This window comes from Pontibacterium granulatum (assembly GCF_029961155.1).
Classification (GTDB): Bacteria; Pseudomonadota; Gammaproteobacteria; order Pseudomonadales; family Balneatricaceae; genus Pontibacterium; species Pontibacterium granulatum.
In genome coordinates this window covers 168191-193083 of the sequence record NZ_JASBRH010000001.1, presented here as the reverse complement: position 1 = coordinate 193083, position 24893 = coordinate 168191, and the positions used below count along the sequence as shown (strand labels likewise).

The 24893-nt window shown below is 50.8% G+C and carries 23 protein-coding genes and 1 tRNA gene; 18 read left to right on the top strand and 6 right to left on the bottom strand.

Features of this window, described 5'->3' with window-relative positions:
• Positions 1-82 precede the first annotated feature (82 nt).
• On the bottom strand, positions 83-1006 hold the full coding sequence (locus QKW35_RS00930) for a histone deacetylase family protein (protein ID WP_282350197.1): 924 nt from the start codon (positions 1004-1006) through the stop codon (positions 83-85).
• Between the two features lie 290 nt (positions 1007-1296).
• Here QKW35_RS00930 and QKW35_RS00925 point away from each other — a divergent pair, with 290 nt between their 5' ends.
• A complete protein-coding gene (locus tag QKW35_RS00925; RefSeq protein ID WP_282350196.1) occupies positions 1297-2907 on the top strand; it encodes a response regulator in 1611 nt (536 codons plus the stop codon).
• A 12-nt stretch (positions 2908-2919) separates the two neighbouring features.
• Here the strand turns inward: QKW35_RS00925 and QKW35_RS00920 are convergent.
• From QKW35_RS00920 to flgA, 4 genes are all read right to left on the bottom strand, one after another.
• Positions 2920-2996 (bottom strand) — tRNA-Arg (locus QKW35_RS00920).
• A gap of 74 nt (positions 2997-3070) precedes the next feature.
• Positions 3071-3556 (bottom strand): flagella synthesis protein FlgN, encoded by a 486-nt coding sequence (locus QKW35_RS00915; protein ID WP_282350395.1) that lies wholly within the window; start codon positions 3554-3556, stop codon positions 3071-3073.
• A gap of 9 nt (positions 3557-3565) precedes the next feature.
• Positions 3566-3883 (bottom strand): flagellar biosynthesis anti-sigma factor FlgM, encoded by a 318-nt coding sequence (flgM, locus tag QKW35_RS00910; protein WP_282350195.1) that lies wholly within the window; start codon positions 3881-3883, stop codon positions 3566-3568.
• A gap of 110 nt (positions 3884-3993) precedes the next feature.
• Positions 3994-4686 carry a flagellar basal body P-ring formation chaperone FlgA gene (flgA, locus tag QKW35_RS00905; protein ID WP_282350194.1) on the bottom strand — a complete coding sequence of 231 codons (693 nt, stop codon included), beginning with the start codon at positions 4684-4686 and terminating at the stop codon, positions 3994-3996.
• A gap of 64 nt (positions 4687-4750) precedes the next feature.
• On the opposite strand from flgA, the gene QKW35_RS00900 reads away from it, so the two are divergent.
• The 13 genes from QKW35_RS00900 (at position 4751) to flgL (ending at position 19213) form a co-directional block, all read left to right on the top strand.
• The gene (locus QKW35_RS00900) at positions 4751-5692 is read left to right on the top strand and encodes a chemotaxis protein CheV (RefSeq protein ID WP_282350193.1); all 942 of its coding nucleotides are present in this window, start codon (positions 4751-4753) and stop codon (positions 5690-5692) included.
• Between the two features lie 4 nt (positions 5693-5696).
• Positions 5697-6566 carry a CheR family methyltransferase gene (locus tag QKW35_RS00895; protein ID WP_282350192.1) on the top strand — a complete coding sequence of 290 codons (870 nt, stop codon included), beginning with the start codon at positions 5697-5699 and terminating at the stop codon, positions 6564-6566.
• Between the two features lie 158 nt (positions 6567-6724).
• The gene (gene flgB, locus QKW35_RS00890; RefSeq protein ID WP_282350191.1) at positions 6725-7123 is read left to right on the top strand and encodes a flagellar basal body rod protein FlgB; all 399 of its coding nucleotides are present in this window, start codon (positions 6725-6727) and stop codon (positions 7121-7123) included.
• A gap of 2 nt (positions 7124-7125) precedes the next feature.
• Complete coding sequence (gene flgC, locus QKW35_RS00885) at positions 7126-7557, top strand: flagellar basal body rod protein FlgC (protein ID WP_282350190.1); 432 nt, start codon at positions 7126-7128, stop codon at positions 7555-7557.
• Between the two features lie 27 nt (positions 7558-7584).
• Positions 7585-8271, top strand: coding sequence for a flagellar hook assembly protein FlgD (locus tag QKW35_RS00880; protein ID WP_282350189.1), 687 nt, complete (start codon positions 7585-7587; stop codon positions 8269-8271).
• A gap of 9 nt (positions 8272-8280) precedes the next feature.
• A complete protein-coding gene (locus QKW35_RS00875) occupies positions 8281-10734 on the top strand; it encodes a flagellar hook-basal body complex protein (protein WP_282350188.1) in 2454 nt (817 codons plus the stop codon).
• A 110-nt stretch (positions 10735-10844) separates the two neighbouring features.
• The gene (flgF, locus tag QKW35_RS00870) at positions 10845-11588 is read left to right on the top strand and encodes a flagellar basal-body rod protein FlgF (RefSeq protein WP_282350187.1); all 744 of its coding nucleotides are present in this window, start codon (positions 10845-10847) and stop codon (positions 11586-11588) included.
• Positions 11589-11616: 28 nt separating this feature from the next.
• On the top strand, positions 11617-12402 hold the full coding sequence (gene flgG, locus QKW35_RS00865) for a flagellar basal-body rod protein FlgG (protein WP_282350186.1): 786 nt from the start codon (positions 11617-11619) through the stop codon (positions 12400-12402).
• A gap of 25 nt (positions 12403-12427) precedes the next feature.
• Entirely contained in the window at positions 12428-13111 is a 684-nt protein-coding gene (flgH, locus tag QKW35_RS00860) for a flagellar basal body L-ring protein FlgH (RefSeq protein ID WP_282350394.1), read from the top strand.
• Between the two features lie 11 nt (positions 13112-13122).
• Positions 13123-14214: a flagellar basal body P-ring protein FlgI gene (locus QKW35_RS00855; protein WP_282350185.1), complete on the top strand. Its 1092-nt coding sequence runs from the start codon at positions 13123-13125 to the stop codon at positions 14212-14214.
• A gap of 2 nt (positions 14215-14216) precedes the next feature.
• The gene (gene flgJ / locus QKW35_RS00850) at positions 14217-15299 is read left to right on the top strand and encodes a flagellar assembly peptidoglycan hydrolase FlgJ (RefSeq protein WP_282350184.1); all 1083 of its coding nucleotides are present in this window, start codon (positions 14217-14219) and stop codon (positions 15297-15299) included.
• Positions 15300-15371: 72 nt separating this feature from the next.
• A complete protein-coding gene (gene flgK, locus QKW35_RS00845) occupies positions 15372-17417 on the top strand; it encodes a flagellar hook-associated protein FlgK (protein ID WP_282350183.1) in 2046 nt (681 codons plus the stop codon).
• Between the two features lie 5 nt (positions 17418-17422).
• Complete coding sequence (flgL, locus tag QKW35_RS00840; protein WP_282350182.1) at positions 17423-19213, top strand: flagellar hook-associated protein FlgL; 1791 nt, start codon at positions 17423-17425, stop codon at positions 19211-19213.
• A 25-nt stretch (positions 19214-19238) separates the two neighbouring features.
• Here the strand turns inward: flgL and fliT are convergent, their stop codons facing one another.
• Positions 19239-19559 carry a flagellar protein FliT gene (fliT, locus tag QKW35_RS00835; protein WP_282350181.1) on the bottom strand — a complete coding sequence of 107 codons (321 nt, stop codon included), beginning with the start codon at positions 19557-19559 and terminating at the stop codon, positions 19239-19241.
• A gap of 222 nt (positions 19560-19781) precedes the next feature.
• Here fliT and QKW35_RS00830 point away from each other — a divergent pair, with 222 nt between their 5' ends.
• The 4 genes from QKW35_RS00830 (at position 19782) to fliS (ending at position 24849) form a co-directional block, all read left to right on the top strand.
• Entirely contained in the window at positions 19782-21845 is a 2064-nt protein-coding gene (locus QKW35_RS00830) for a flagellin N-terminal helical domain-containing protein (protein WP_282350180.1), read from the top strand.
• 69 nt (positions 21846-21914) lie between these two features.
• Complete coding sequence (locus tag QKW35_RS00825) at positions 21915-22307, top strand: flagellar protein FlaG (protein WP_282350179.1); 393 nt, start codon at positions 21915-21917, stop codon at positions 22305-22307.
• 37 nt (positions 22308-22344) lie between these two features.
• Positions 22345-24387 (top strand): flagellar filament capping protein FliD, encoded by a 2043-nt coding sequence (gene fliD / locus QKW35_RS00820; protein WP_282350178.1) that lies wholly within the window; start codon positions 22345-22347, stop codon positions 24385-24387.
• Positions 24388-24453: 66 nt separating this feature from the next.
• Positions 24454-24849: a flagellar export chaperone FliS gene (fliS, locus tag QKW35_RS00815; RefSeq protein WP_282350177.1), complete on the top strand. Its 396-nt coding sequence runs from the start codon at positions 24454-24456 to the stop codon at positions 24847-24849.
• Positions 24850-24893 lie beyond the last annotated feature (44 nt).

The window sequence follows — 24893 nt, the reverse complement described above, 5'->3', positions numbered from 1 at the left end:
TGTAAACAAAAAAAGCTGCCCTTGGGCAGCTTTTTTTGTGCATGTTCGGCGGGTTTGGCTTTGCCGTGCTAAAGTCTAGGCCTTAGTAGCCAGCCAGTACCTCAAGGTGGGCCTGTACACTGAATGCCAGTGAAACCGGGTTATAACCGCCTTCGAGCATGGATACGATACGGTTCTGTGAATATGTACGGGCGCTGTCGGCCAACAAGCTGGTTACCCAGCGATAATCTTCCTCGTCGAGTTTGATGTCGGCCATCGGATCTTCGTGGTGTGCGTCGAAGCCTGCGGAGATAAAGATCATGTCGGGCTTGTGCGCCTGGATGGCTGGTAGCCATTTCCCCTCAACCAGATTGCGGAACACCAGGCTGCCGGAATGAGCTTCCATAGGGCAGTTGATGATGTGGTCGCGTGTAATTTCGCTATAGCGCTCCGGATAAAACGGGTGTTGAAAACTTGAGCAGACCAGGACTTCAGGCCGGTCCTTGAAGATGTCCACTGTGCCGTTACCGTGATGTACATCGAAGTCTACGATTGCCACGCGCTCAATACCCGGTTGTTGCAGCGCATGTATCGCGGCAATGGCGATATTGTTGTAGAAGCAAAATCCCATCGGGATATTATGCTCTGCGTGGTGGCCAGGGGGGCGGACCGAGCAAAACGCATTTCGAGCTTTGCCCTCAAGCACCCTATTAACGGCGAGGATGCCAGAGCCCGCGGCAAGGCTTGCTGCATGAAGTGAATCCGGGCATAGCGCTGTATCTTCATCTGCCCAGAAAATACCTTGTTCCGGCAGTTTCATTTCAAGGCGTTTCTGATGCAGTTCGGCATGGGCCAATTTGACCTGCTCGGCTGTAACATGGACCGACTGGTGTTGATCCAGTTCTTCAATCAAACCGGTTTTTTCCAGTACCTTGCGGATCGCGAGTAAGCGTACCGGTGCTTCGGGATGTTCCGGGCCCATGTTGTGCAGCCCACAATCCTCGTGGGAGATAAATGCAGTGGTCATTGTCTTTCTTTTTTTGCTCTTTTTCTTCAGTTTAAAGAAAAGGGTAGCTGGCTGTCCTTATCCAAACGTCTTAATTTACGGGTAGTGTTGGAATGCTGTGCTTTTTTTGACCTATATCATTAGATTTTGGCGGCTTAATCGTTAGCATAGTTTTTACAGCATAGAACTGTCTTGGCACCGCGCGTTTCACCCTACGTACGGTGCTTTTTTTTTCTAAGCTGATACACTTTTCCCTATACTTCCAGTCACTTACTGAGGCTGGGAGCCCGTCGATAACATAGGTGTTGAGTGTGGCAACAGTTGATTATTCGGATAAGCGTGTTCTGCTCGTAGAGAGCAGTGGCAATATGCGTGCGTCCATCTTCTATATGCTGCGCTCCGTGGGTATTTCCAATATCAGGGCCACCACCGTCAGTAACCGAGTCCTTGCTGAGATCGCTGAGCATAGTTACGACATCATTCTGCTTGGTCACAATGTCAGTGATTCATTTGCCGGTATCCAGCTACTGGAGGAAGCGCGTTATCGTGGCTATATGAAGCCCAGCGCATGCTGGGTCTTTATGACCAGTGATGCATCGCAGGAAGCGGTTTTGCATGCAATCGAGAGTAAGCCGGATATCCTGATTACCAAGCCGTTTACCATCGATAAGCTGAAAGGTCGTCTCGATGCTCTGATGATCCGACGTCAGCGATTCATGGATATTGATCGTGCGCTCGAGTCCGGAGATGAAGAGGCTGCTCTGCGTCTTTGTCTCACGCGCTTCACCTCAAGTGATCCTGATTTTGATGAAGCTCAGTTGATTGCCTGTCAGATTCTGAGTCAGATAATGCGTTATGAGGAATTGCAGCAGTTATCGGAGGAATTGTATTGGCGGACACGGGGTAAAGAGGCAGGGCTTTATTGGGCTGAATCGCTTATGTATCAGGGGATGGAAGCTGAATCGATAAGCTTGTTGCAGGACGTGATCGCTGCTAACCCGCTTTACCTGGCTGCTTACGATCTGTTGGCGCGTGCTCATGAATACCAAGGCGACTTGGATGAGGCGCGAGAGATTGTTAAGTTGGCGACCTCTAAATCCCCTATGGGTATTCCAAGGCAGATGGAGTTGGGGCGTTTGGCGACACAAACCAGCAAGTTGGATGTGGCACAGGGGGCCTATAAGAGGTCCATCACACTGGGGCAGAAAAGTTGTTACAAGTCGGCAGAGCCCTATCTTAAGCTCGCGAACGTATTGCGTTTGAATGTAGATCCGGATTCGGAGAATCAAGTGTTAGATACTGAGCGGCAATTTGATGCATTGCTTGCTCAGGCATCATCACAATTTAAAGAGGACGAGACACTTAAGGTAAAGTCTGCATTGTTGCGGGCCGAGTTGGCGCGGACCCTTGATCGTGAAGATGAGATCGATAAATACACCCAGGAAGCGAAGCGTGAAAACAGTCAGTTGGGCAATCCGCTTGATCTGGGAAAGGAGATCGCACGCTTCAGTGGGGAGGTGATCTCGAAACCTGCGCTTTCTGCGTCTGCTACTTCGAAAGGTGAAGTAAAGGCAAAGACGAAACGAGATCCGGAAATGAGTATGAAGGTGAACCGCCAGGGTGTGCGCCACTATGCCAATGGCCGTTTGTCGCAGGCATTAAGACATTTTGGTCTCGCATTGGAATACGACCACATGAACGGCAGTGCGTTGTGTAATCTGGCGCAGTTGTATCTGGAGCTGGCTCGCGATGATAAGCCCAAGCGAGATGCGCGTTTGATCATGTTTGATCGTAATATGCACTTGGCTGGAAAAATTAGGTTGGCGGGTGAGGTGAGGCAGAAGTGCGAGCAGTTGATGGCGCTGCGTCAAAAGGATATCGATGAGTTGCCAGATGGGCCGCTAGGGGTGCTGCTACGTTAAGTGGGGGTAAAATGGCGTCCCAGAGAGGATTCGAACCCCTGGCCTGTCCCTTAGGAGGGGACCGCTCTATCCACCTGAGCTACTGGGACGCTGTTCGGATAATCTGGCGGCGATTCTAACGCTAATCTACGGAAGAGTCATCTTCTAGATGTGGTGCTTTCGATCAGGCTTTGCCGATTCGGCTTTGAGCTCGATAGTGTCCCGCTGAGCCCTTCTGATTATAAAGGCGGTCCTTTGCGCTGCGTCCGCTCATGATAGAGAGGAGCTGCTCGACGTTTTTCAGGTTGCGGGAGCTGATCAGGCCGTTAACTTTATTTCGCTCTTGCAGTACCTCGAGCTTTTCCTGAAGCTTGCGCCAGGATTCGGTAAGTACCGGTTGAGCTACTGCTGGCGCGTTTTCGATCAGCTTTTCAACGCCTTCGTTGTTTGCGGTCAGGCCAAGAGACTCAAGAAGGGAGGTGCGCTCCTTGTTGATTTCAAGGTAGCGGTTAATCAACCCCTGCTTCTCGGTGATGCTGTCCTGGATCTGGTCCAGCTCCCGGTTGCTGAGCGCTTCCCGCTCTCGCTCCAACAGCTTTTCCAGTTGCTCTAAAACAGAAATGCCCTGCATAAGCTGGGCATTAAAGAGTTTTAATTGTTCGGCCTTCATCGGTTTCAATTAACTCAGCAATCCTTCGAAGCGCATGATCCCTTCCGCTACTTTCTGGCTGTTTACCTGGTAGCTGCCGCTTTCTATTTCTGCTCGTAGCTTTTCAACACGTTCACTGTCCACGTCAGGGGAACTATTAAGTGTCTGCTCAGAACGCAACAGCGTTTTGGCAGTACTGCTCAGCTTGACGGTGTCACCTGCGTTGGACGGTGTCGCGTTGCCAGCACTGTTCTGGTTACCGTTAACGGTAGTACCAGCAGGCTGCGCCGCTTTGCCACGAGCGCTAATAGTCTGTGAAGACGTTAAGCCCGGGTAGTCGATTACCATTCGTCCAATCCTCAGTACATGTTATGCCTTAGCTATCGGCATCTGAATTTAGAACTTGAGAAAGTTTTTTAAGTTTTTGCCATTATAGCAGGCTGATCATAAAGCGGCCATTACGGAGTGCGTACTAACCCGGGAGCTATTACAAACGCTTTTATAACGCGTCCGGACTTGTTGTTGCGTACGGCTATTTGCTGACCTTCTTTGCCGCTGTTGAGGGCGGTCCCCGCGGTGCGAATTGTGAGAGCCCCCCGGCCGGCTTCGATAATTACGGCGTCGTCTTTACGGATCAGAATGGCATCGGCCAGCATGCTGCTGTTAATGACCTTGCCCGAGCCGAGGTTGTACTTCGCAGCTTTGCCAATCACTGAGTCCAAATGTGTAAAAAACTGGTTCCTTAAGGTCGTGATGTCGGTGTCGCGCAGGCTGAGGTCCTGGGCCTGAATGATCTGATTTTTAATGATCGCGTGATTTGTGACTAAAACGGGTTTAGTAATCTGAACTTTGGCCGTCATATATATTTGCCAGCGCGGCTGTGAACAGCTTGCGCGCAGGCTGACGCGACTGCTTCCGGTTCGGCTTGGCTTGAACTGGACAGGTTGCTTGCACGTTACTAGCTTTACCCGGGTGCTGATTGGGTTGAGCGCAATGTGGACGCGAGAATCTGGATAGGTTTGCTGAAGGTGTTGGAGCAGAAATGTATGTGCTTCATTCTCCAGCGCTTTGTTGTCACTGGCTTCAACTACGGAAAGTGATAGGAAAGTGGTGGTCAGCAGTAAAAGTCGTGTTAAATTACGTTTAATCAAAGCGGTGTCCGAATCGGGCGAGCTGTAACGATTGGCTTATTAATTTCCACGGGATAAAGAGATCATGTCAGGTATCCTAGATAGTGTAAACCTGAGAACCCAGATGGTTGGTCAGAACCGGATGGAGTTACTGTTGTTCGGTTTGGAAACGGACCAGCGCTTTGGAATTAACGTTTTTAAAGTGCGGGAAGTGCTGCAATGCCCGGAGTTGACCGAGGTGCCGCGGCAGACCTCCGCCATCAAGGGGATGGCCCATATCCGTGGCGAAACCATTCCGGTACTGGATTTGTCTGAAGCGATTGGTCGTCAGGCTGTTCCGCATGAAGAGCGTGAGCGTTGCTTCCTGATTGTGGTGGAGTATAACCGTCGTATTCTAGCGTTCTTGGTGCGCCGCGTGGATCGCATCCTGAACACCCAGTGGGACCAGATCAGCGCGCCTCCGGCGGAGATTGGTGTGGAAAACTACCTGACGGCGATTCTGGAATACGAAGGCAAGTTGATTGAAATCATCGATGTGGAGCAGATTCTGGCGGATCTGTATCCGACATCTACCGAAGTCAGCCACGATGTGGCGGACGAGAAGGTGCGTGAGCAAGCCAAGCAGCATCACATCCTGATTGTTGATGATTCCTCCGTGGCCCGAAATCAGATGCGCCGTAGTTTGGAAGGGCTTGGTCTCAAAGTGACCTCTGCCAACAACGGCCGTATCGCTTGGGGGGTGCTGGAAGGCATGGTCAACAAAGGTATGGACCCCAATGAAACCTTCCTGATGGTGATCTCTGATATTGAGATGCCAGAGATGGACGGTTATACGTTGACTTCTATGATCCGTGAGGACGAGCGTACCCGAGACCTTCACGTTGTATTGCATACCTCACTGTCCGGCGGCTTTAACGTGTCCATGGTGAAGAAGGTCGGTGCGAATGGTTTCTTGGCCAAGTTTGATCCGAACGAATTGGCGGAAGTGGTTGTAAGGCGTATCCGACAGGTAGAAGGTGGTATCTGAGCCTGTGGAAAAGGATAGCCTTCTGACTCCGCTTAGTCGGCGTCAGTTTAAGATCAGCGATCAGGAGTTCACGCGTTTCAGCCGTTTTCTGGAAGACAGCTGTGGAATCTTGCTGGCTGGTCATAAGCAATATCTGGTTCAGAGTCGCTTGGGCAAGATTATGCAGGATCAGGGCTGTGAAACCCTGAATCAGTTGGTAGATCGTCTCTCGTCTCCTGGTGGCGCCTCGTTGAAAGAAGGGGTTATTGATGCGATGACCACTAATGAAACCTTGTGGTTTCGCGATGCACATCCCTTCGATATCCTGCGCGATAAAATTCTGCCGGAGTGGAATGAAAAGAGTTCGGCCGGACGATTAAGGGTCTGGTCGGCGGCTTGTTCAACAGGTCAGGAGCCGTACTCGATCAGTATGGTGCTGGATGAGTACAAGCAGCTCAACCCTGGCCAGCTCAAGGCGGGTGCAGAGATCGTTGCAACCGATATCTCCAGTAATGTGCTGTCCCGTGCCCGCGGAGGCGTCTACGAGATGCTTGCCATTGGCCGTGGCCTGTCAAAAGAGCGCTTGCATCGCTATTTCTCTGATCACGGGGATGGTTGCTGGGCGGTGAAGCCGGAGATAAAGGCACGTGTGCGTTTTAACAGCCTTAATCTGCTCGGCTCATATGCTGGATTGGGGCAGTTTGACGTTGTGTTCTGTCGTAACGTGCTGATCTATTTTTCCACCGAACGCAAAGTTGAAATCTTGCGGAAGATCCATAAAACACTTAAGCCGGGTGGCTATCTCCTTTTGGGGGCGTCCGAATCCCTATCCGGCTTGAATGACTGCTACAAAATGATCCATTGCCGCCCCGGCATAATCTATCAGGCGATCTGATCCTCTCGTTTGCCGGTAGCGGCAAACGGGCGGTATCTCTTTGCCGCATTTTCCTCTCCCTGTTTCGTTAATATTTCTTAATCTGCCATGATTTCGGGCTTTTCGTAAGTTGGCATTTAAATTGCTTTATTCTCTGCATCCAGTTTAGAGGCAAGGCAATGGCAATCTCTTTCGACAATGCACTTGGTATTCATGACGACGCGCTGATGGTGCGAGCGCGTCGTGCTGAAGTAATCGCTAACAACATAGCGAACGCGGATACCCCAAACTATCTGGCGCGTGATATCGACTTCAAAAGCATTCTTGCGGGTGTCTCCAGCGAGCAGAAGCTGACGATGGCACAAACCGATGAAGGGCATGCGTCTGGTTTTCTTGATCCCGATATGGCAGCTGATTTGATGTATCGAATCCCTTCTCAGGCGTCCGTAGATGGTAATACCGTTGAAGTGCAGGAAGAGATGGCAAGCTACACTGAGAATGCGTTGGCATACCAAGGGTCCTTTACCTTCCTGGATAAAAAATTCAAAGGTCTGATGACCGCCATCAAGGGTGAGTAAGCATGTCGCTGAATAATGTTTTTGGTATTGCCGGCTCTGCGATGAATGCGCAGACCGTCCGTCTGAATACCACGGCGAGTAACCTGGCAAACGCAGAGAGCATAAGTTCCAGTCTGGATGAGACCTACCGTGCCAGGAAACCAGTGTTCTCGCTTAAGGCGGCAGACCTTGAGGCTCCATTCGCCCAGAACGATGTAGTGCAGGCGCAGGGTGTTGAAGTGTTGGGTATTGTTGAAAGCGAAGCGCCGCTGCGACAGGAGTATAACCCCAACCACCCGATGGCCGACGAAGAAGGGTACGTTTACTACCCGAATGTGAATGTGGTGGAAGAGATGGCAGATATGATCTCGGCATCGCGCTCATTCCAGATCAATGCAGAGATTATGAATACTGCCAAGCAGATGGTGCAGCGTACGCTGTCGCTGGGTCAGTAATGCAGTCCGTAACTGAGGGTACAAGCCATGGCTGACATAAATGGCGTAAATCAATCAAGCAGTATATTTGAGCAAATCAGTACGCAGAACAAGCAAAATTCAACGGCGTCCGGCACATCGCAAACGCAGGACACCAGCGAGATGTTTATGCAGCTGATGATTGCTCAGCTGAAGAACCAAAGTCCGACCAGCCCGGCAGAAACCACCGACTTTATGCAGCAGATTGCCAGCATGAGTTCTGTCGAGAGCATTGCCAACCTGAACACCTCCGTGGAACAGCTAAGTAACTCGCTGATGACGAGCCAGACTGCGTTGCAGGCGTCCTCTATGGTTGGTCAGAAAGCCTTTATCAGTACGGATAAAGGGATGCTGAGTGAAGGCGGCAGCGTCGAAGGTGTGGTGTCCCTGCCTGCCAGTGCGTCTGATGTGCGGGTTTCTGTTTACGATAAGGCGGGTACGTTAGTTGACCGGCTTAATCTCGGACCGAAGGTGTCCGGTGACCATGATTTTGAATGGGCGGGAACTGACTATCCGCCAGGTGAATATCGCATCGTTGCAGAGGCGAAAGTTGGTGATGAGTTTGAAACTGCTCAAAGCTACATCGGTTACACCGTGAATAGTGTCACTCTTGGCCAAAACGGCATTGGCACAACCATTAATACCGATGCCGGTTCCGTTGGCATCAACGACGTTAAACAGCTCGGTAAGGCGTAGGAGAGAATAATGGCGGGTTTTAACACGGCTGTTACAGGTATCAAGGCGGCTCAAACGGATCTGGATGTTACCGGTAACAATATCGCGAACTCCAGTACCATTGGCTTTAAAGGGTCTCGAACCGAATTTGGCGATATCTACGCGACTGCAGTGGTGGGCGCGGGTGCTGCTAACGTTGCTGGTTCTGGCGTGACAATTACGGATATTGCGCAGGACTTCCGGGCGGGCACCATTGAATTCACCAACAATAACCTGGACCTGGCGATCAATGGTTCAGGTTTCTTTCAGTTGGATGATGGTCAGGGTGGTGTTACTTATACCCGGGCGGGTTCTTTTGAGCTGAATAAGGATGGCAATATAGTGTCAAAAACCGGCAAGTTTTTGCAGGGGTTTGGCCTGGACGCACAAGGTAACCAGTTGCCGATTGGTGATTTGGCCGTAACTCAGACAGAAAGTCCGCCAAAGGCAACGGAAGATATCGATCTTTCCTTTAACATAGACAGCCGTGATGATGCTTCAACGCTATCGCAGCCGTACAGCAAGGACGATCCTAACTCTCTGACCTACAGTACGACTGTTCGGACCTTTGACAGCCTGGGTAACGAGCATACGATCAAATACGATTTCGTCGAGCAGCCTGCGCACCGTGAAGTGCAAACTATTTCATTCCTGGGAACTGACTTCGCTACAACCGCAGATGCGGATAGCGATGGTCGAGCGGATGCCAATATCAGTATCTCCAGCGCGACAGTGAACCTGACGGTGTTGCAGAAGTCGATTGGAGTGCAGCCTGAGTTTGGTAATATCGGTGAGGTAAAGGGCGTTACCATCGCAGGACTTGAAGCAAACAGTACTTCGGCTGCCGAGTCTCTAACGTTAGATTTTGCGGTAGGCAGCGTTACTATTTCAGACATTGATAACTCCGGTGGTGCATATACCACACCGGCAGGGTCTGTTAACTTGGCTGCGCTTCTGGCGGGTTCAGAAGAGTCGTCGATTGTCAGTCAGTATAACAGTCTGGCGGCTGTTACCGCCGGTACTGCGCCTAAGCTGCTTGGGGTGGCGGTTGACCCTCAGGATAGCAGTACACTGATTTTCCAGTTTGATAATACTGCGAGCGCCCCCGCTGCGGTCACTATTACCGACAATGACGATGACGGTGGCGTAACTCAGACTGCAACAGTGATTTCCTCCTCTCCTGTGGGTAGTGTGACCGGTTGGGAGTTGGGTGACACGATAGACGTTGGTGCTGAAGTCGACGAGCTTTTGACCACTGATCCGCGTATCGCACAGGTTCGATTTGTGGATGGTGCGCCGAATGACCTGGTGGTGCGTTTTAATGCGGATGCCACCGATGTTGAAGACTTGCAGGTGCGTAGCGCTGCTGACAACTCTTTGCGTACTGATATCACAATCACCTCCACCACGTTGGCGGCGAATGAGGTTCACACCTACACGTTCAATGCGGATGACACCAGTGTCTTTGATGCTAACGGACTGGTGTCGGATTATGCGATTAAAATTGGCGGTGTATCGATACCACTTAACCAGTTCTCTTCAACCAGTGATATTCAAGATACGATCGCCTCTTATCAGCAGGTGATTTTGGATGCCAACCCTAGCCTCGAGCAGGTGAGTTTTAACAATAGCGGTCAGCTTGAGTTGACGTTTAAGGCTGAGCTGGGCGATGTCAACGATGAAACCGAGCTTGAAATCGATTTCGGAAGTCCTGATCTGATGGATCGTACCGCTATCGTTGAAGGGGATGGAGGTTATCAGGGGGTTTACCGGATGTATGCCTACCTGAATGGCACTGAACTGCTGGATGTTGGCAAAGACGTAAATCCGGGCTCGCCAAACTTTCTGTCATTTGGAGATGAGTCGAACCCGTCTGAGCCAGGTCCGATTCTGATTAAATTTAACTCGACCAACGGATTGTTGTCCGAGATTAACGGCGAGACAGTCGTTCCAAATGCAACGGCGCCGGTGATTAGTATCACAGGAGCGGATCCAGCTAACCCGACTACAACAATTGAACTGGATCTGACTGGCACGACGCAGTTTGCATCGGCATCCATTGTTAAATCCAGTGCACAGGATGGTTACACCAAAGGTGATTTGGTCGGTGTGACGTTCAGTGAAACAGGTGAAATGGTGGCCAGCTTCTCCAATGGGCAGCAGCAGGCGCTGGGGATTGTGGCTGTCGCTAGCTTTGAAAACCAGGCAGGTCTCACACCGTCCGGTGACACAGAGTGGATTGCGACACTGGCGTCCGGGGATGCAACGGTAAACCCACCGGGGACCGGTCTCAACGGTACGCTTCGCTCGGCTGCATTGGAGCAGTCTAACGTTGACTTGTCTGAAGAATTGGTGCGTCTGATTGAAGCGCAGCGTAACTATCAGGCTAACTCTAAGACCTTGGAAACGTTAAATGCGGTAACGCAGTCCATCTTGCAGATCTGATATTTTTACCTTGTTCTCGAATTTTAAAAGGAGCCCTTTGGGCTCCTTTTTTTTGGCATGTTCATTGCTTGTTTATGTATGCGGCAAAGCTGACACAATGGGAATAGGTGATGGATAAAGTACTTTATATCGGCATGAGTGGCGCGCGGGAGAATATGCTCTCGCAGCAGGCGCATGCCAACAACCTTGCCAACGCCACAACGACGGGCTTTAAGTCAGATCTGGCGCAGGCTCGCGCAATGCAGGTGTTTGGTGAAGGTCATCCATCCCGTGTTTACGCTATGAGTGAACGGCCTGCGACAAATCTTGAATCTGGGACCTTAATTGAGACGGGTCGCCAGTTGGACGTGGCAATTCAAGGGGAAGGTTGGATTGCCGTGCAAGCACCTGACGGTTCCGAAGGTTATACCCGTGCAGGAGAACTGCAGATTGATTCCCTTGGGCGGGTAGTCACCGGCAGTGGTTTGCCGGTTATCGGCAATGGCGGTGAACCGATTGTTTTGCCGCCAATTGAGCAGATTGAAATTGCCAACGACGGCAATATCACTGTGCGTGAGCAGGGTGAAGGTGCCAACGAGCTGATTTTGGTCGACAGTATCAAGATGGTAAAGCCCGAGCCTGGTACGTTATTCAAAGGTGTCGATGGGTTGATGCGTACGGCGAATCTGCAGCCATTGCCTCCTTCATTGGACGTTGAGATCCGCTCGGGTTATCTGGAGTCCAGTAATGTCAATGGGGTACATGAGCTGACCAGCATGATTTCGCTTGCGCGCCAGTTTGAGATGCACATCAAGATGATGAAAACCGCAGAAGAGAATTCAACCGCTGCAACCAAAATTTTGCAGCTGAGCTGATGTAGAAACGGATACCGGAGAATAAAAGATGCATGGTGCTTTATTCGTAGCAAAAACAGGTTTGAGTGCGCAGGATACATCGCTCAAGGTAATTTCCAACAACCTGGCAAACGTTTCTACCGTTGGCTTTAAAAAAGATCGGGCCGTCTTTGAGGACTTGCTTTATCAGATTCGACGTCAGCCAGGGGCTCAGTCAGCAGAAGCGTCACAGTTGCCTTCAGGTTTACAGGTGGGTAGTGGTGTCAAGGTCGTGGGCACGCAGAAGTTGTTCAGTACAGGTGACCTGGAGATCACCGAACAGAGCTTCGATCTGGCGATTAACGGACGTGGTTTTTTTCAGGTTACTTTGCCATCCGGTGAAATCGGTTATACCCGCAACGGACAGTTTCACCTTAATGCGGACAATGAGCTGGTTACTGCGGAGGGGTACCTGCTGGAACCTGCGATCACGTTACCGGCTGAGGTGACCAACTTCACCGTCGGTGTTGATGGAGTAGTCACCGCGACTACCGCCGGTAGTGCTGCGGCAACACAAATTGGCCAAATCCAAGTGGCTGACTTTGTGAATCCGGCGGGCTTACAAGCGATGGGGCAGAACCTGTTTCTGGAAACGGCGGCCAGTGGTGCTCCGGCAATCAATAATCCAGGCGATGCGGGTTCCGGTATTTTACGCCAAGGGGTATTGGAGACCTCTAACGTCAACGCCGTCGAAGAGTTGGTGACCATGATTACCACCCAGCGAGCGTATGAAATGAACTCCAAAGTCATTTCCACAGCGGATGAAATGCTCTCCTTCGTGAGTCAGCAGCTCTAATAAATGACGGAGACAGGTGCGGATGATGAATACGTTGGCTAAGGTCGTTTTGGGATCCATGCTGGTTGCTTCACTAACTGGTTGTGTTCAGAAGGTGGCTAAACCGAATAATCCCTACTATGCGCCGGTGCAGCCTCAAGCGTTGCAGCAGGTGAGACCAGTAACCGGATCGATATACAGTGCCGCAACCAGTCGTGATATCTACGGCGACGGACGGGCGACCCGCATAGGGGACATTATCACGGTGGTGTTGACGGAAAGTACCCAGTCTTCGAAAAGTGCCAAGACATCGCTGGATAAATCCAATGAGTTCAATCTGCCGCAGCCAACCCTGTTCGGTCATGGGGTGAGTGCATTTGGTAATCCGATCAGTGCTGCCCAAGCAGAAGCATCGACTGAGTTTGAGGGTGAAGGCAAGTCGGATATGAGCAATAGCCTGAGCGGTAATATCACCGTTACAGTTCATGATGTGCTGCCAAATGGGAGTTTGATCGTGCGTGGTGAGAAATGGCTCACTCTCAATCAGGGTGAGGAATATATCCGCGTTAGTGGCTTGGTAAGGCCACAGGATGTCAGTCAGGACAACACTGTACCGTCTACCAAGCTGGCAGATGCACGTATTGAATATGCCGGGAATGGAGCGGTAAGTGACACCAATGCTACAGGTTGGTTGGCCCGCTTCTTTATCAATCCGCTCTGGCCATTCTGAGGAGAAGGGTAATGAAACACCTTGTCACTCTGTTTCTGTTGTTGAACCTCATATCCGCACCGGTAATGGCCGATCGCCTGAAAGATATGGTGAGTATTGCTGGTGTGCGAAGTAACCAATTGGTGGGGTACGGGTTGGTCGTTGGTTTGGATGGTACAGGTGACAAAACCAGTTTCACCTCTCAGACATTTCGAAACATGTTGAACAACTTTGGATTAGTTTTGCCACCGGGTACTGATCCCAAATCCAAGAATATTGCTGCTGTTGCCGTTCATGCAGAACTGCCACCGTTTTCTAAGCCTGGCCAAACTATCGATGTAACCGTTTCAGCCTTGGGTAACTCAAAAAGCCTGCGTGGTGGTACGTTGCTGATGAGTACGCTGAAAGGTGCAGATGGGCAGGTGTATGCGGTGGCCCAGGGCAATCTGGTGGTTTCAGGTTTCGGTGTCCAGGGAGCCGATGGATCCAAACTCTCGCTGAACGTACCAAGCGTTGGGCGTATTCCGAATGGTGCCACTGTAGAGCGCGCCGTGCCAAACGCATTTAGTCAGGGGGACAGCATGGTGCTTAACCTGAACTACCCCGACTTCACTACCGCGCGTCGTGTTGCTGAGCAGATCAATGGTCTATTGGGAGATGGCGTTGCGCATGCGCTAGATGCAACCTCTATCCGCGTGCGTGCACCACGCGATCCGGCACAGCGTGTATCTTTTGTGTCCGTGTTGGAAAACCTCCAGGTCACTCCCGCCCAAGAGGTGGCAAAGGTAATCATCAACTCCCGTACCGGCACCATCGTCATTGGGCAAAACGTGCGCGTATCTCCGGTGGCAATTACCCATGGTGGTCTGACTGTATCGATTACCGAAGAGCAGGACGTGAATCAGCCCAATCCGTTGGCGGGAGGTCAGACTGTGGTCACGCCACGTAGTGGAATTCAAGTGGATGAGGGCTCTGGCCACATGTTCGAGTTTTCACCGGGTACAAACCTGCAGGACATTGTTGAGGCTGTTAATCAGGTGGGGGCCGCACCGGGCGACCTGATGGCGATCCTGGAGGCTCTGAAGCAGACCGGCGCGCTTAAAGCTGAACTGATAGTGATCTGACCATGAATATCAAACCGACCGGTGGTAGTGGTAACCACAACGCACTTTATACCGAGCTGAACGAGCTGAACAAAATCAGCCGGCTGGCCAAGGATGATAATGAAGCCGCGTTGAAACAGGTTGCGCAGCAGTTTGAGCAGGTCTTCATGTCCATGCTGATGAAAAGTATGCGTGAGGCCAACGAGAGTTTTGGTGAAGACAACTTTCTCAACAGTAGTCAGACCCAATTCTATGAGGGGATGCTGGATCAGCAGATGACGATGGAGTTGGCGCAGAATGGCGGCATGGGGCTGGCGGATGTGCTCGTAAAGCAGCTCTCTCGTCAGTTGGATATCCCGGTGAAGAGCGACAGCGATTCTTCTGGCAAGGATAAGGATTTTCAGCTGTCCAAAGCAGAACGAATGTTGAATCGCGCTTTTGACACCACTGGGAATATTGCCGCCTCAACCATGCTGAGTGATGCGGTGACTGAAGGCGGCGAGCAAAGACCCCAAGTGCCAACGGAGCTAAAAGCGGCATTAAGCCCTGCTTATCCTGTTGCCGAAGAAGACGCACAATCACCAACAAATATAGCCGGAGCGCAGTATCCGCTGCGTTTCGATTCGCCGGCAGAGTTTGTCAAAACCCTCATGCCACTGGCGGAATCGGTAGCCGATGAGATCGGCGTCGATCCCAAGGTCTTGTTGGCGCAGGCGGCGTTGGAGACTGGTTGGGGTAAGCATCTCATTCAGCGTGCAGAGGGGGGGAGTAGTTATAACCTCTTTAATATCAAGGCAGACAACCGCTGGAGCGGGGATCGGGTTACGACCTCAACGTTGGAGTTCCGTGACGGAGTGGCCCAGCGTGAGCGCGCCAACTTCAGGGCCTATCAGGATTACGAGCAGAGTTTTCGTGACTATATCGGCTTTTTGAAGGGGAGTCCGCGTTATCAGGTGGCATTGCAGTCTGCAGCAGATCCTTATGCATACCTGAGTCAGTTGCAGCAGGCGGGGTATGCGACCGACCCGAATTATGCGGAAAAAATATCCAGCATATTGGACGGTGATCTGTTGGCGTATGCAGCATCCGGCAGTAAAGAAGGTTAAGTGTTGATTGTTACCAAGACGTCCGGTTGAGGTGTGTACCTCATGCGAGGCAGTTTTGGTGGGAGATAATTTATGTCTTTTGGTCTTCTCAATTTAGGTATTCAGGCGGCGCAGGCAAATAAAACTGCGTTATCCGTAATTGGCCAGAATATCTCCAACGTTAACACGCCGGGGTATAACCGACAGGTTGCCAATTTGGCGACGCTGCCGGACCAGCGCGGGGTGGAGGTTGATAGTATCAGCCGCATCACCGACGACTTCCTTACTCGGCAATTGTGGGCCGATACGGCAACCTTTAGCAGTAGCGATATTTTCGAAAGTATGGCCAGTGAGCTGGATAATCTGCTGGCCTCTGGTACGACTAGCATTTCCACCGCCATGGACGACTACTTTAAGGCGCTGCAGAATGTGGTAGACGACCCGACATCGCTTCCTAACCGAGAGCTTTTTGTTGCAGAGTCCGAAGCATTGGCGAGACGCTTTAATGAACTCAATACCGTTGTCGTGCGTCAGAACGAAAGGATCAACCAAAATATCTCCAGTCTGTCGCAACAGGTAACGACTATCGGCAACAATATTGCCGACCTGAACGACAAAATCCGTTTGGAAACTGTAGCGGGTAAATCGGGAAATGAACTGAAAGACCAACGGGATCAGTTAATTGAGCAATTGTCCGAGCTCGTTGATGTGCGGGTTGTGGCGCAGGATTCAGGTGAATATTCCGTTTTTGTTGCCAATGGGCAACCGTTGGTCGTAGGCATTACCTCAAATGAGATGGTTCCGATACTGGGGGATCCCGATTCTACTAAGGATGGTGTTGCCTTGGTTATCGCTGGCAATGAAGTAGAGGTTACCAGTGGTATCAGCGGCGGTAAGATTGGGGGGCTCCTGCAGTACCGTGACAATATTCTTGATCCTGCAAGGAATGAATTAGGGCGTATCGCCGTCGCGTTTGCCGAAACCATGAATCAGCAGCATCAGCAGGGGATTGATCTGGACGGAAATCTGGGTGGATTGCTGTTCAATGACGTGAATGATGCAAGTGCGATGGCTAATCGCGTACTGGCTAACAAACAAAATGTCTCCAGTCTTGAATCCAGCTACGTCAAAATTGTCGATGTTGAAAACCTGATAGCTAGTGACTACGAAGTGCATGTGGGGGTTGATAACGCAATCACCATTGAACGTCTGAGTGATGGTACTCGCATCACCTTGGATGATATGACGGCGGTTGCCGCCTCAGGTTCTAATCCAACTAAGCCAGAAAGTGCGTTGACAGAGGATAGAACGTATTTCTTTCATCCCGACTCGGGTACGTTGCACATCTCCCTGGATGGTTTTACCGCGGAGCTGAATGTCGCTGGGCGCTTTGTAGAGAACGATCGCTATTTGCTTCAGCCAACGCTGAATGGCGCCGCTGAGTTTGGTACCGTTTTAACGTCGGGGCGCCAGTTGGCGATGGCGTCGCCGGTAAGGATAAGTGCATCACCGGATAACCAGGGTACCGGGGCTGTCGAGGTCGGTATAACTGATATTAATTCGCCAACCTTTCAGTCCACTAAAGGTGCGCTAAATCCGCCGATAGATATTGTATTCAACAGCGGTAGTCCGACAACGTTTACCGTTTTCGATATGAGTACCCCTTCCGCGCCGGTGCCCTTAGAGCTAGAAAGTACCGGTCCATTGGAAAACCAGATTTATACTGCGGGGCAGCCCATCGAACTGGATGGTTACCAGATCACTATTGTCAATCAGCCGGTCGCGGGGGATCGCTTCAGTTTCAGCTACAACACCGGAGGGGTATCCGATAATCGCAATGCCTTGCTGATGTCGAATCTCCAGTTGGAAGACACCCTGGAGGGCGGGTCTTATCAGGACATCTATGGCCGTCTTATCGAACGTGTCGGAACGGAAACCAGTGTTGCAACGGTCAGTCGTCAAGCGGCGGAGTCTGTGCTGACATCCACTCAAGAGAGCAAGGCATCTTTGAGTGGTGTGAATCTGGACGAGGAAGCTGCAAAGTTGGTGCAGTTTCAGCAAGCGTATCAGGCGTCTGCCCAATTAATCAGTACGTCACAGACACTGTTTGACACTCTGCTGAACAGCGTGAGGGCTTAATAGATATGCGTATCTCTACACGGCAAACATTTCTTAACTCGATCAGCAACATGCAGAACTCCCAGTCCAAGTTGGCGGATCTGCAGAACCAGTTGTCCACCGGGAAGAAGCTGAATAAGCCCTCTGACGACCCTGTGGCGGCAGCACAGGTGGTGAAGCTTAACCGAGAGTTGGCTCAGACCGAAAAGTTTCAGGATAATATCGATGTTACACAGCGTCGACTGGAGCTGGAAGAAACGGTGTTGGAGGATCTTAACAACGCCACGATTCGTATCCGAGAACTGACTATCCAGGCGGGTAACGGCACCTTGAGTGATGCGGATCGAAAAACTATCGCAACGGAAATTCGCGGGCTGGTGGAATACAGTGCCAGCTTAATGAATACCCAGGATGCTCAAGGGGAGTATTTGTTTGCAGGTAGTCGTGGTTTTGATCAGCCATACGTACTTGGCCCAAACGGTTCCTATAACTATGTTGGTGATGATGGTCAGAGACTTATACAAGTCGCGCCGGAGCTGCTCGTGCCGTCGAATGACTCGGGAGAGTTCCTTTTCGAGGCTGCGAGCGAAACGCTTGCTGTTGATTTGATACCGAGTGGCCAGGGATTTATTTCCAGTTTGGAAGTGGTGAATGAAGAGGTCTTTGCGTCATACGCTGCTGGCAAAGGGGACCTGGCACTGGAGGTACAGCTGGATACAACCAGTGCTACGCCAGCGTGGCAGTATCAATTTAAGGATAGTTCCGGAGCGGTTATTGAAGGGCCTGTGGCATTGCCAGATATCGCAACAGGTGAGCTCGTAGAGTTAAACGGTTTGCAGTTCACGTTATCGGAGCCTTCGTCGTCAGATCTTGTGATTCAGCAACAGGTGTCAGGTATTAAGGAGCTTACCGTTGCCGATCCTGTTGCGGCGACGGCGTTGTATAACCAGGTTGGTGATATCACGCTTACCTTTGATGCAACAAACAATCAATTCAGCCTCACGGATGGTGATGGGGCCGCAGTCAGTGTCGATGGACAATCTAACCCGTTTAGTTACACCGAAGATAGTGATCTGGTGATTGGTGGTTTTCGTCTGGACATCGGAACCCCTGAGGATGGCGAGACGCTAACATTTGGATTGCCCCTCGCTGATCTGTCTCCAGTGAACGATATCGCGGTAACAGACATCACCGAATACGCCTCAGCTGCTAACAGTTATGGCGAGCTAGAAGTTCAGTTTACCTCGGCAACCACATACGACTTGGTTGATTCCAGCGGTACTACGATTTTGTCAGGCGGTGACTTTTCGGCAACCCCAACCAGTGTGTCACTGGAGGCGCCCGCAGGGACCTCTTTGGGAATCACGTTGACGGTAGACAGTCCGGTTGCCGGCGATGTCGTGAAGCTTAAAATTCCTGCCGGAACAGAGACAACACTGCGTCCCGAAGAGCAAAAACAGAATGTTTTGGATGTGGCATTGGAACTGGCCGAAGTGCTGGAACAGCCCCTGGTGGGAGGGGAGCAACACACAGCTCTGAAAGACGCGTTGAGCAGCGCGTTGGATAAACTAAAGCAGGTTGAAGAGCGTAACCTTGAAGCGCGCACAACCATTGGTTCCAGGGTTAATTCTCTGGAGAGCACCAAAACGTCCAATAACGAGTTTAAGCTATTTACGAAAACGGCCTTGTCGGCGATTGAAGATGTGGATTTCGCTGAAGCGATTAGCGAACTTCAGCTTGAAGAGGCGATACTGCAGGCGGCTCAAGCGAGCTTTGTTCGTATTCAGGAGCTGAGTTTGTTTAACTTTATCCGATAAAAAAGCCTGATTAAATCGAAGGAGCCTAGCGGTGTTTTCTATAGGCTCCGTAGGCTTTTTGCATGGCCTTTCCTTTTGATACTTTACGATGCTCTGAGGTTAAAATATCCCTTCCCGCCTCGGCTAACCGTCTACAGCGTCGTTCAAGCTCTCTGCTTTGAATTATCAGCGTTGAGAATTCCGCACTCTGCGTCTGGTTCAGAGATGAGAGGTCAAAAGCGTCCAGTTCTTTGATAAGCGCCTCCCGTTTTGCTTGTATCTCGGCAAGTTTTTGCCAATCTTTCTGCTCCGCCAGAGTCAGCATTTCTTGGCTTAATGTTAAAAGTTTCTGTGCCAGATCAAGCATTTAACCAGTCCGTATTAGGTTGTTGGTAAACCATAGTCTGCGCTTGCCGATAGAGAATAGCAACGACCTTGCATAACCCCTCCGAAAAAAACTAAAAAAGTGCTAAAGCGCAGTAAAGGGTGGTCGATAACTTACATAAGTTTTCGTTGGGTGCACGAAATTCACCCATTAAGGAATTCAAAACAGCCGGTCAGACTAGGCTGATAATGAGGAGTAAATCTCATGGCAATGGTAATCAATTCAAACATCATGTCGCTGAATGCTCAGCGTAACTTGGAATCTGCTCAGAACCAGCAGAACCAGGCTATGGAACGTCTGACCAGCGGTAAGCGCATCAACTCCGCTGCCGACGACGCTGCCGGCCTGGGCATCGCAAGCCGCATGACCTCTCAGATCAACGGTCTGAATCAGGCAGTTCGTAACGCCAACGACGGTATCTCCATGATCCAGACCGCAGAGGGTGCGCTGGATGAATCCACCAATATTCTGCAGCGTATGCGTGAACTGTCTGTACAGTCTGCCAACGGTACCTACACAGAAGGTAACCGTAGCACTCTGAATGCAGAGGTACAGCAGCTGGTGGCTGAACTGGACCGTATCGCTGAAACTACCAGCTTCAACGGGCAGAACATTCTGGATGGTTCCTCCGGTAAAACCAGCCTCCAGGTGGGTTCTGAATCTAATCAGACTATCAGCTTTGAAATCGAAGCGATGGATGCAAAAACCCTGGGTCTGGGATCTACTAGCTCCGATGTGCTGGGTGCTGAAATGGCCGCTACTGTTGCGGGTACTGCAGCTTCTTACACATTGTCGGATGGTGATATTCAGATCAACGGTCAGAATATCGGTGAGTTTGATGGCTCCACTGATGACCTGGAAGATCTGGTGGACAGCATCAATACCAACGTAAACGGTGTAACTGCAGGTACCTATATCGAAGCCGGCGCGACTGATGTTGGTGATGGTATCCTCGAAGGTACTGAGTCCATGACTATCTCTTACGACCGTACAGATGGCACCACTGCTTCTATTGAAGTGTCCGATACTCAGAATCTGGATGAGCTGGTTGATAAGATCAATGAACAGGGCCGTGGTGAAATCGCTGCCTCCCTGGATGATGATGGTCAACTGGTAATCTCTTCCAACGTAGCCCAGGAGATCCGTGTTACTGATGCTGCGGGTGCTGGTGGTGCTGGCCTGAACGGTTCTACCACTTATGCGCAGCTGACACTGTCTTCCGATAACGGCGACCCAATCGAGATCACCCGTGGTACTACTGGTACCCTGGCTGATCTGAATGCCCTGGGCTTCCGTGAGTCCAACGAACAGGGTGAGATTGAAGGTGCACAGATCGAGAGTGCAGCGGCCGCGACTGCTTGGGGTGTCGGCGATGTAACCATCAACGGTGTGCAGATCGACGAAACCGACACTGACAGCCTGACCGGTAAAATCGATGCCATTAACGCATCTTCCGACGAGACCGGTGTTGTCGCGAATGCATTTGCTACAGCGACTCTGGAGCTGGGTGATGTTAACATCACCAGTGCATTTGCCGCTGCAGGCTCTGATTTTGAAATCAACGGTGTGACTGTAGAAGTCTCCGGTGCGACCGATGTTGAATCGCTGGCGACTGCGATTAACGCGCAGCAGAGCAAAACCGGTGTGGTTGCAACTGCCAACGGCAATACCATTATTCTGGAATCTGATCAGGGCGCGATCGATTTTGAGATCGCCACTGCTTCTGCTGTAACCGGTCTGGAAGATGCAAACCTGGTTGAGTTCAACGCAGATGGCACTACAGATACAACTGCGCTGGGTTCTGCGGGTACTGCAACAGATCTTACTGTTGACGCAGGGATCAAGCTGACTTCCACTAACGGTAACCCAATCAGCGTTGAACTGGGTGACAATGCAACTGCCGCCGAGATTGGCCTGCTGGAATCCAACACTACGTCTGCAGGGCGCTTTGGTCAGGCGGTGAACTCCATCGATATCTCCACTGCCAATGGTGCGCAGAAAGCGATTGATATCATCGACAATGCACTGGAGCAGGTGAACGATACTCGAAGCGAGCTGGGTGCGGTAAACAACCGTCTGGACTTCACTATCAATAACCTGTCCAATGTTGCAGAGAACGCATCTGCAGCGCGGTCTCGAATCGAAGACGCTGACTTCGCGGCAGAATCCGCAAACCTGAGTCGTGCGCAGGTGCTGCAGCAGGCAGGTACTGCAATGCTGGCACAGGCTAACGCTGCACCGCAGCAGGTACTGTCTCTGCTGCAATAATCTTTTCAGCCTAACTAAAACTGCCCTGTATTTATGCGGGGCAGTTTTTCCATCTAAAGGGGGTGCATTATGGCTATAGAATCCGCGAGTGGTGCCAACACCGTAGTCTCCTCAATTCAGCAAGCCTCACAGCAACAAAATGTTCAGGCGCAGCAGGCTCAGCAGGTGGAGCAGGCGAATCCGACTGAACAGAACAAGGATCGGGTTCAAGCCACTATCCAGGAAAACGAGCAGGTTTCTGCAGAAGACTTGGAAGCAGCTATTGAGCGCTTGAATGAGCTGATGAAAGACGGTCAGCGGTCACTGAATTTCAGTGTTGATAAAGAGCTCGAAGAAGTTGTTATTAAGGTGACAGACACTGAAACCGAAGAGCTCATTCGTCAAATACCAAATGAGGAAGCATTAAAGTTTGCCAAGAACCTTGAAGGCGTTCTTGGTGTGATTTTTAATGACCGTGCTTAACACATAAATTACCAGCAGAGCGGGTCAGGAGATAGCCATGGGTAGCAATATAATTTCCTCTCTGAACGCGGGTTCAGGGATTGATACAAAGAGCCTGGTTGAAGGCTTGGTGAACGCGGAAAAAGCCCCCAAAGAGCAGCTACTAACCTCCCGCCAGACTAAACTGGAAACCCAAATCTCAGCTTATGGTACTTTGAAAAGTAGCCTTAGTACTTTTCAAAGCGCTTTGGAGCCCCTTTCTAATTCCGATACCTTCAACGCACGTTCTGTCGCTTTTCCCGATAGCGATATCATTACTCCGACGGAGTTAAGTGCGAATGCGCAGAGCGGCAGTTACCAGATTGAAGTACTGGAGATCGCCCAGTCCCAAAGCCTGGCTTCAGGCGCCATCGCAGATGCTGACGCAGCGCTGGGCGCGGGAGAGCTGACGTTCCGCTTTGGCTCATGGGACAGTTATACAGCCGATGACCCGGTAGGCTTCACATTGAATGCCGATCAGGACGCGTTGACGATTGAGCTTGATGCCGATGACTCACTGAATGATCTTGTCGATAAGATCAATGCTGCGGATAGCGGCCTTCAGGCGAGTGTCATTGTTAACGATGGACAATCGCAACTGCTGCTAACAACACCTTCGGGAAAAAACAATGCAGTAGAAATTACCGCAGATGCAGCCTTGTCTCAGTTCTCCTTTAATGAGACTTCCAGCAGCCTGACTCAGACTCAGTCTGGTCAGGATGCATCGTTGAAGGTTAACGGGTTAGAGGTATCCCGGGAGTCAAACGACATCGACGATGTTGTACAGGGTTTGGAGTTTACCCTGAACAAAGCAAGCGTCGGAGAAACGGTCAATTTCACTATCTCGGAAGATAAGTCAACCGGTGAGCAGGCGATTCGTGATTTCGTAGAGGCGTACAACCTGCTTTATGACACCATGAAAAACCTGACGGGTCTCACTTCTGCCGGTGAAGACGACGAAGACCAGACGTTGGGTGCATTGTCGTCGGACGGCTCTGCAAAAAGCATGGTCTCGCAGTTGAGGCAGGTATTGACTGCTTCCGTTGCTGGTACATCCGACAGTGATTTCAGTGCGCTAACTAACCTGGGAATTCGTACCCAGATAGACGGTAAGCTAGAGATTATTGAAGACGATTTTGAGGCTGCGATCGAAGATAATTTTGATAAGATTGGTGAGCTGTTTGCACCCAACTACGCTGCCAGCAACTCCGCCATCTCTGTTACGCCGGGATCATATGTCAACAAGGCAATTTCCGGTACCTATGATGTTGAGATAACCACTGAGCCTGCTAAAGGTTACATCTACGGAGGTACCTTTGATGAAGGCATTCAATTCCCGCTTAATACAGGAAGTGGGGATTCGTATAGTTTTACGATTAGTGTAAACGGTACTGAATCGAATAGCATTACGCTACCAAATGATACGGACTACACGTCGGCGGACGATTTGGCTGCAGAGCTGCAGTCCCTGATCAATGGCGATAGCAACTTAAAAGGCGCTAACATTGCACTGGATGTCGCGTTTAACAGCACCGACGGACAGTTTGAGTTTACATCACGGGAGTATGGTTCTTCCTCTAAGGTGAGCTTCACTGCTGCTAGTGCGAATATGGCGAATATTGGTATTAGTGATGCGTTATCTGGTGTTGATGGTATAGACGTAGTCGGCACTATTGATGGAAAATCTGGATTTGGTGCAGGGAACGTATTGCTTCCCGAGGTGGACAGTGATCCATACGGACTCAACCTGACAGTGGGGGCAGGGAGCCTGGGCAGCAGCACCATCACCTTTGGTAGAGGTCTAGCCGGGGAGCTGTCGCTTCTAATCGATAACCTGTTAAGTGGTGATGGCGGCATTTCTTCCCGGGAAGAGTCTCTGAACGATCAGATCGAAGGGATAGAGGAAGACAAGGAGGCGTTGGATGCCCGTATGCTTAAGGTTGAAGCGCGTTTGCAAAGCCAGTTTCAAGCGATGGAAGCCATCCTGAATTCCCTGCAAACCACAGGCAGTTCATTAGATGGAATCATAGACCGACTGCCGTTCACTGCGCAGCGTAGTTAATTCCTAGAGTAATGTGAGGTGTGATCCTCACGCTTTAATTTTCATAACTTAGTTGGATCGGTATCAATGAGTGTTAATCTGAATGCATTGAAGCAGTATCAAAATGTCGATCTGCGTGCGACAGCTGAGACCGCCTCGCCACATAAATTGATTGAAATGTTGATTGATGGTGCTCTTGGCGCAATGGCGAAAGCGAAAGGTGCAATCGAGCGCGGCGTAGTCGAAGATCGTACTCGGCATTTCAACAAGGCAAACGAGATTATCGTCGGTTTACGAGGCTCTTTGGATTTCGAAAAAGGCGGGGAGGTTGCGGCCAACCTGGAATCATTGTACGACTATATGAATCGCACACTCCTGCTTGCAAACCGAGAGAATAGCGCCGAAAAAGTTCAGGAAGTTATGAACCTTCTGCTCCAGATTAAACAGGGCTGGAGTGGCATGCCTGACGAGCATAAAAATTAAGTCACCTTGCTGTAATTAGCCCTCAGTTATTTGCGTGTGAGATA

Coding starts and splice junctions, on each gene's coding strand:
- QKW35_RS00930 (WP_282350197.1), bottom strand. CDS start 1,006: ATGACCACTGCATTTATCTCCCACGAGGATTGTGGGCTGCACAACATG.
- QKW35_RS00915 (WP_282350395.1), bottom strand. CDS start 3,556: ATGAAGGCCGAACAATTAAAACTCTTTAATGCCCAGCTTATGCAGGGC.
- flgM (WP_282350195.1), bottom strand. CDS start 3,883: ATGGTAATCGACTACCCGGGCTTAACGTCTTCACAGACTATTAGCGCT.
- QKW35_RS00900 (WP_282350193.1), top strand. CDS start 4,751: ATGTCAGGTATCCTAGATAGTGTAAACCTGAGAACCCAGATGGTTGGT.
- flgB (WP_282350191.1), top strand. CDS start 6,725: ATGGCAATCTCTTTCGACAATGCACTTGGTATTCATGACGACGCGCTG.
- flgC (WP_282350190.1), top strand. CDS start 7,126: ATGTCGCTGAATAATGTTTTTGGTATTGCCGGCTCTGCGATGAATGCG.
- QKW35_RS00880 (WP_282350189.1), top strand. CDS start 7,585: ATGGCTGACATAAATGGCGTAAATCAATCAAGCAGTATATTTGAGCAA.
- QKW35_RS00875 (WP_282350188.1), top strand. CDS start 8,281: ATGGCGGGTTTTAACACGGCTGTTACAGGTATCAAGGCGGCTCAAACG.
- flgF (WP_282350187.1), top strand. CDS start 10,845: ATGGATAAAGTACTTTATATCGGCATGAGTGGCGCGCGGGAGAATATG.
- flgG (WP_282350186.1), top strand. CDS start 11,617: ATGCATGGTGCTTTATTCGTAGCAAAAACAGGTTTGAGTGCGCAGGAT.
- flgH (WP_282350394.1), top strand. CDS start 12,428: ATGAATACGTTGGCTAAGGTCGTTTTGGGATCCATGCTGGTTGCTTCA.
- QKW35_RS00855 (WP_282350185.1), top strand. CDS start 13,123: ATGAAACACCTTGTCACTCTGTTTCTGTTGTTGAACCTCATATCCGCA.
- flgJ (WP_282350184.1), top strand. CDS start 14,217: ATGAATATCAAACCGACCGGTGGTAGTGGTAACCACAACGCACTTTAT.
- flgK (WP_282350183.1), top strand. CDS start 15,372: ATGTCTTTTGGTCTTCTCAATTTAGGTATTCAGGCGGCGCAGGCAAAT.
- flgL (WP_282350182.1), top strand. CDS start 17,423: ATGCGTATCTCTACACGGCAAACATTTCTTAACTCGATCAGCAACATG.
- fliT (WP_282350181.1), bottom strand. CDS start 19,559: ATGCTTGATCTGGCACAGAAACTTTTAACATTAAGCCAAGAAATGCTG.
- QKW35_RS00830 (WP_282350180.1), top strand. CDS start 19,782: ATGGCAATGGTAATCAATTCAAACATCATGTCGCTGAATGCTCAGCGT.
- QKW35_RS00825 (WP_282350179.1), top strand. CDS start 21,915: ATGGCTATAGAATCCGCGAGTGGTGCCAACACCGTAGTCTCCTCAATT.
- fliD (WP_282350178.1), top strand. CDS start 22,345: ATGGGTAGCAATATAATTTCCTCTCTGAACGCGGGTTCAGGGATTGAT.
- fliS (WP_282350177.1), top strand. CDS start 24,454: ATGAGTGTTAATCTGAATGCATTGAAGCAGTATCAAAATGTCGATCTG.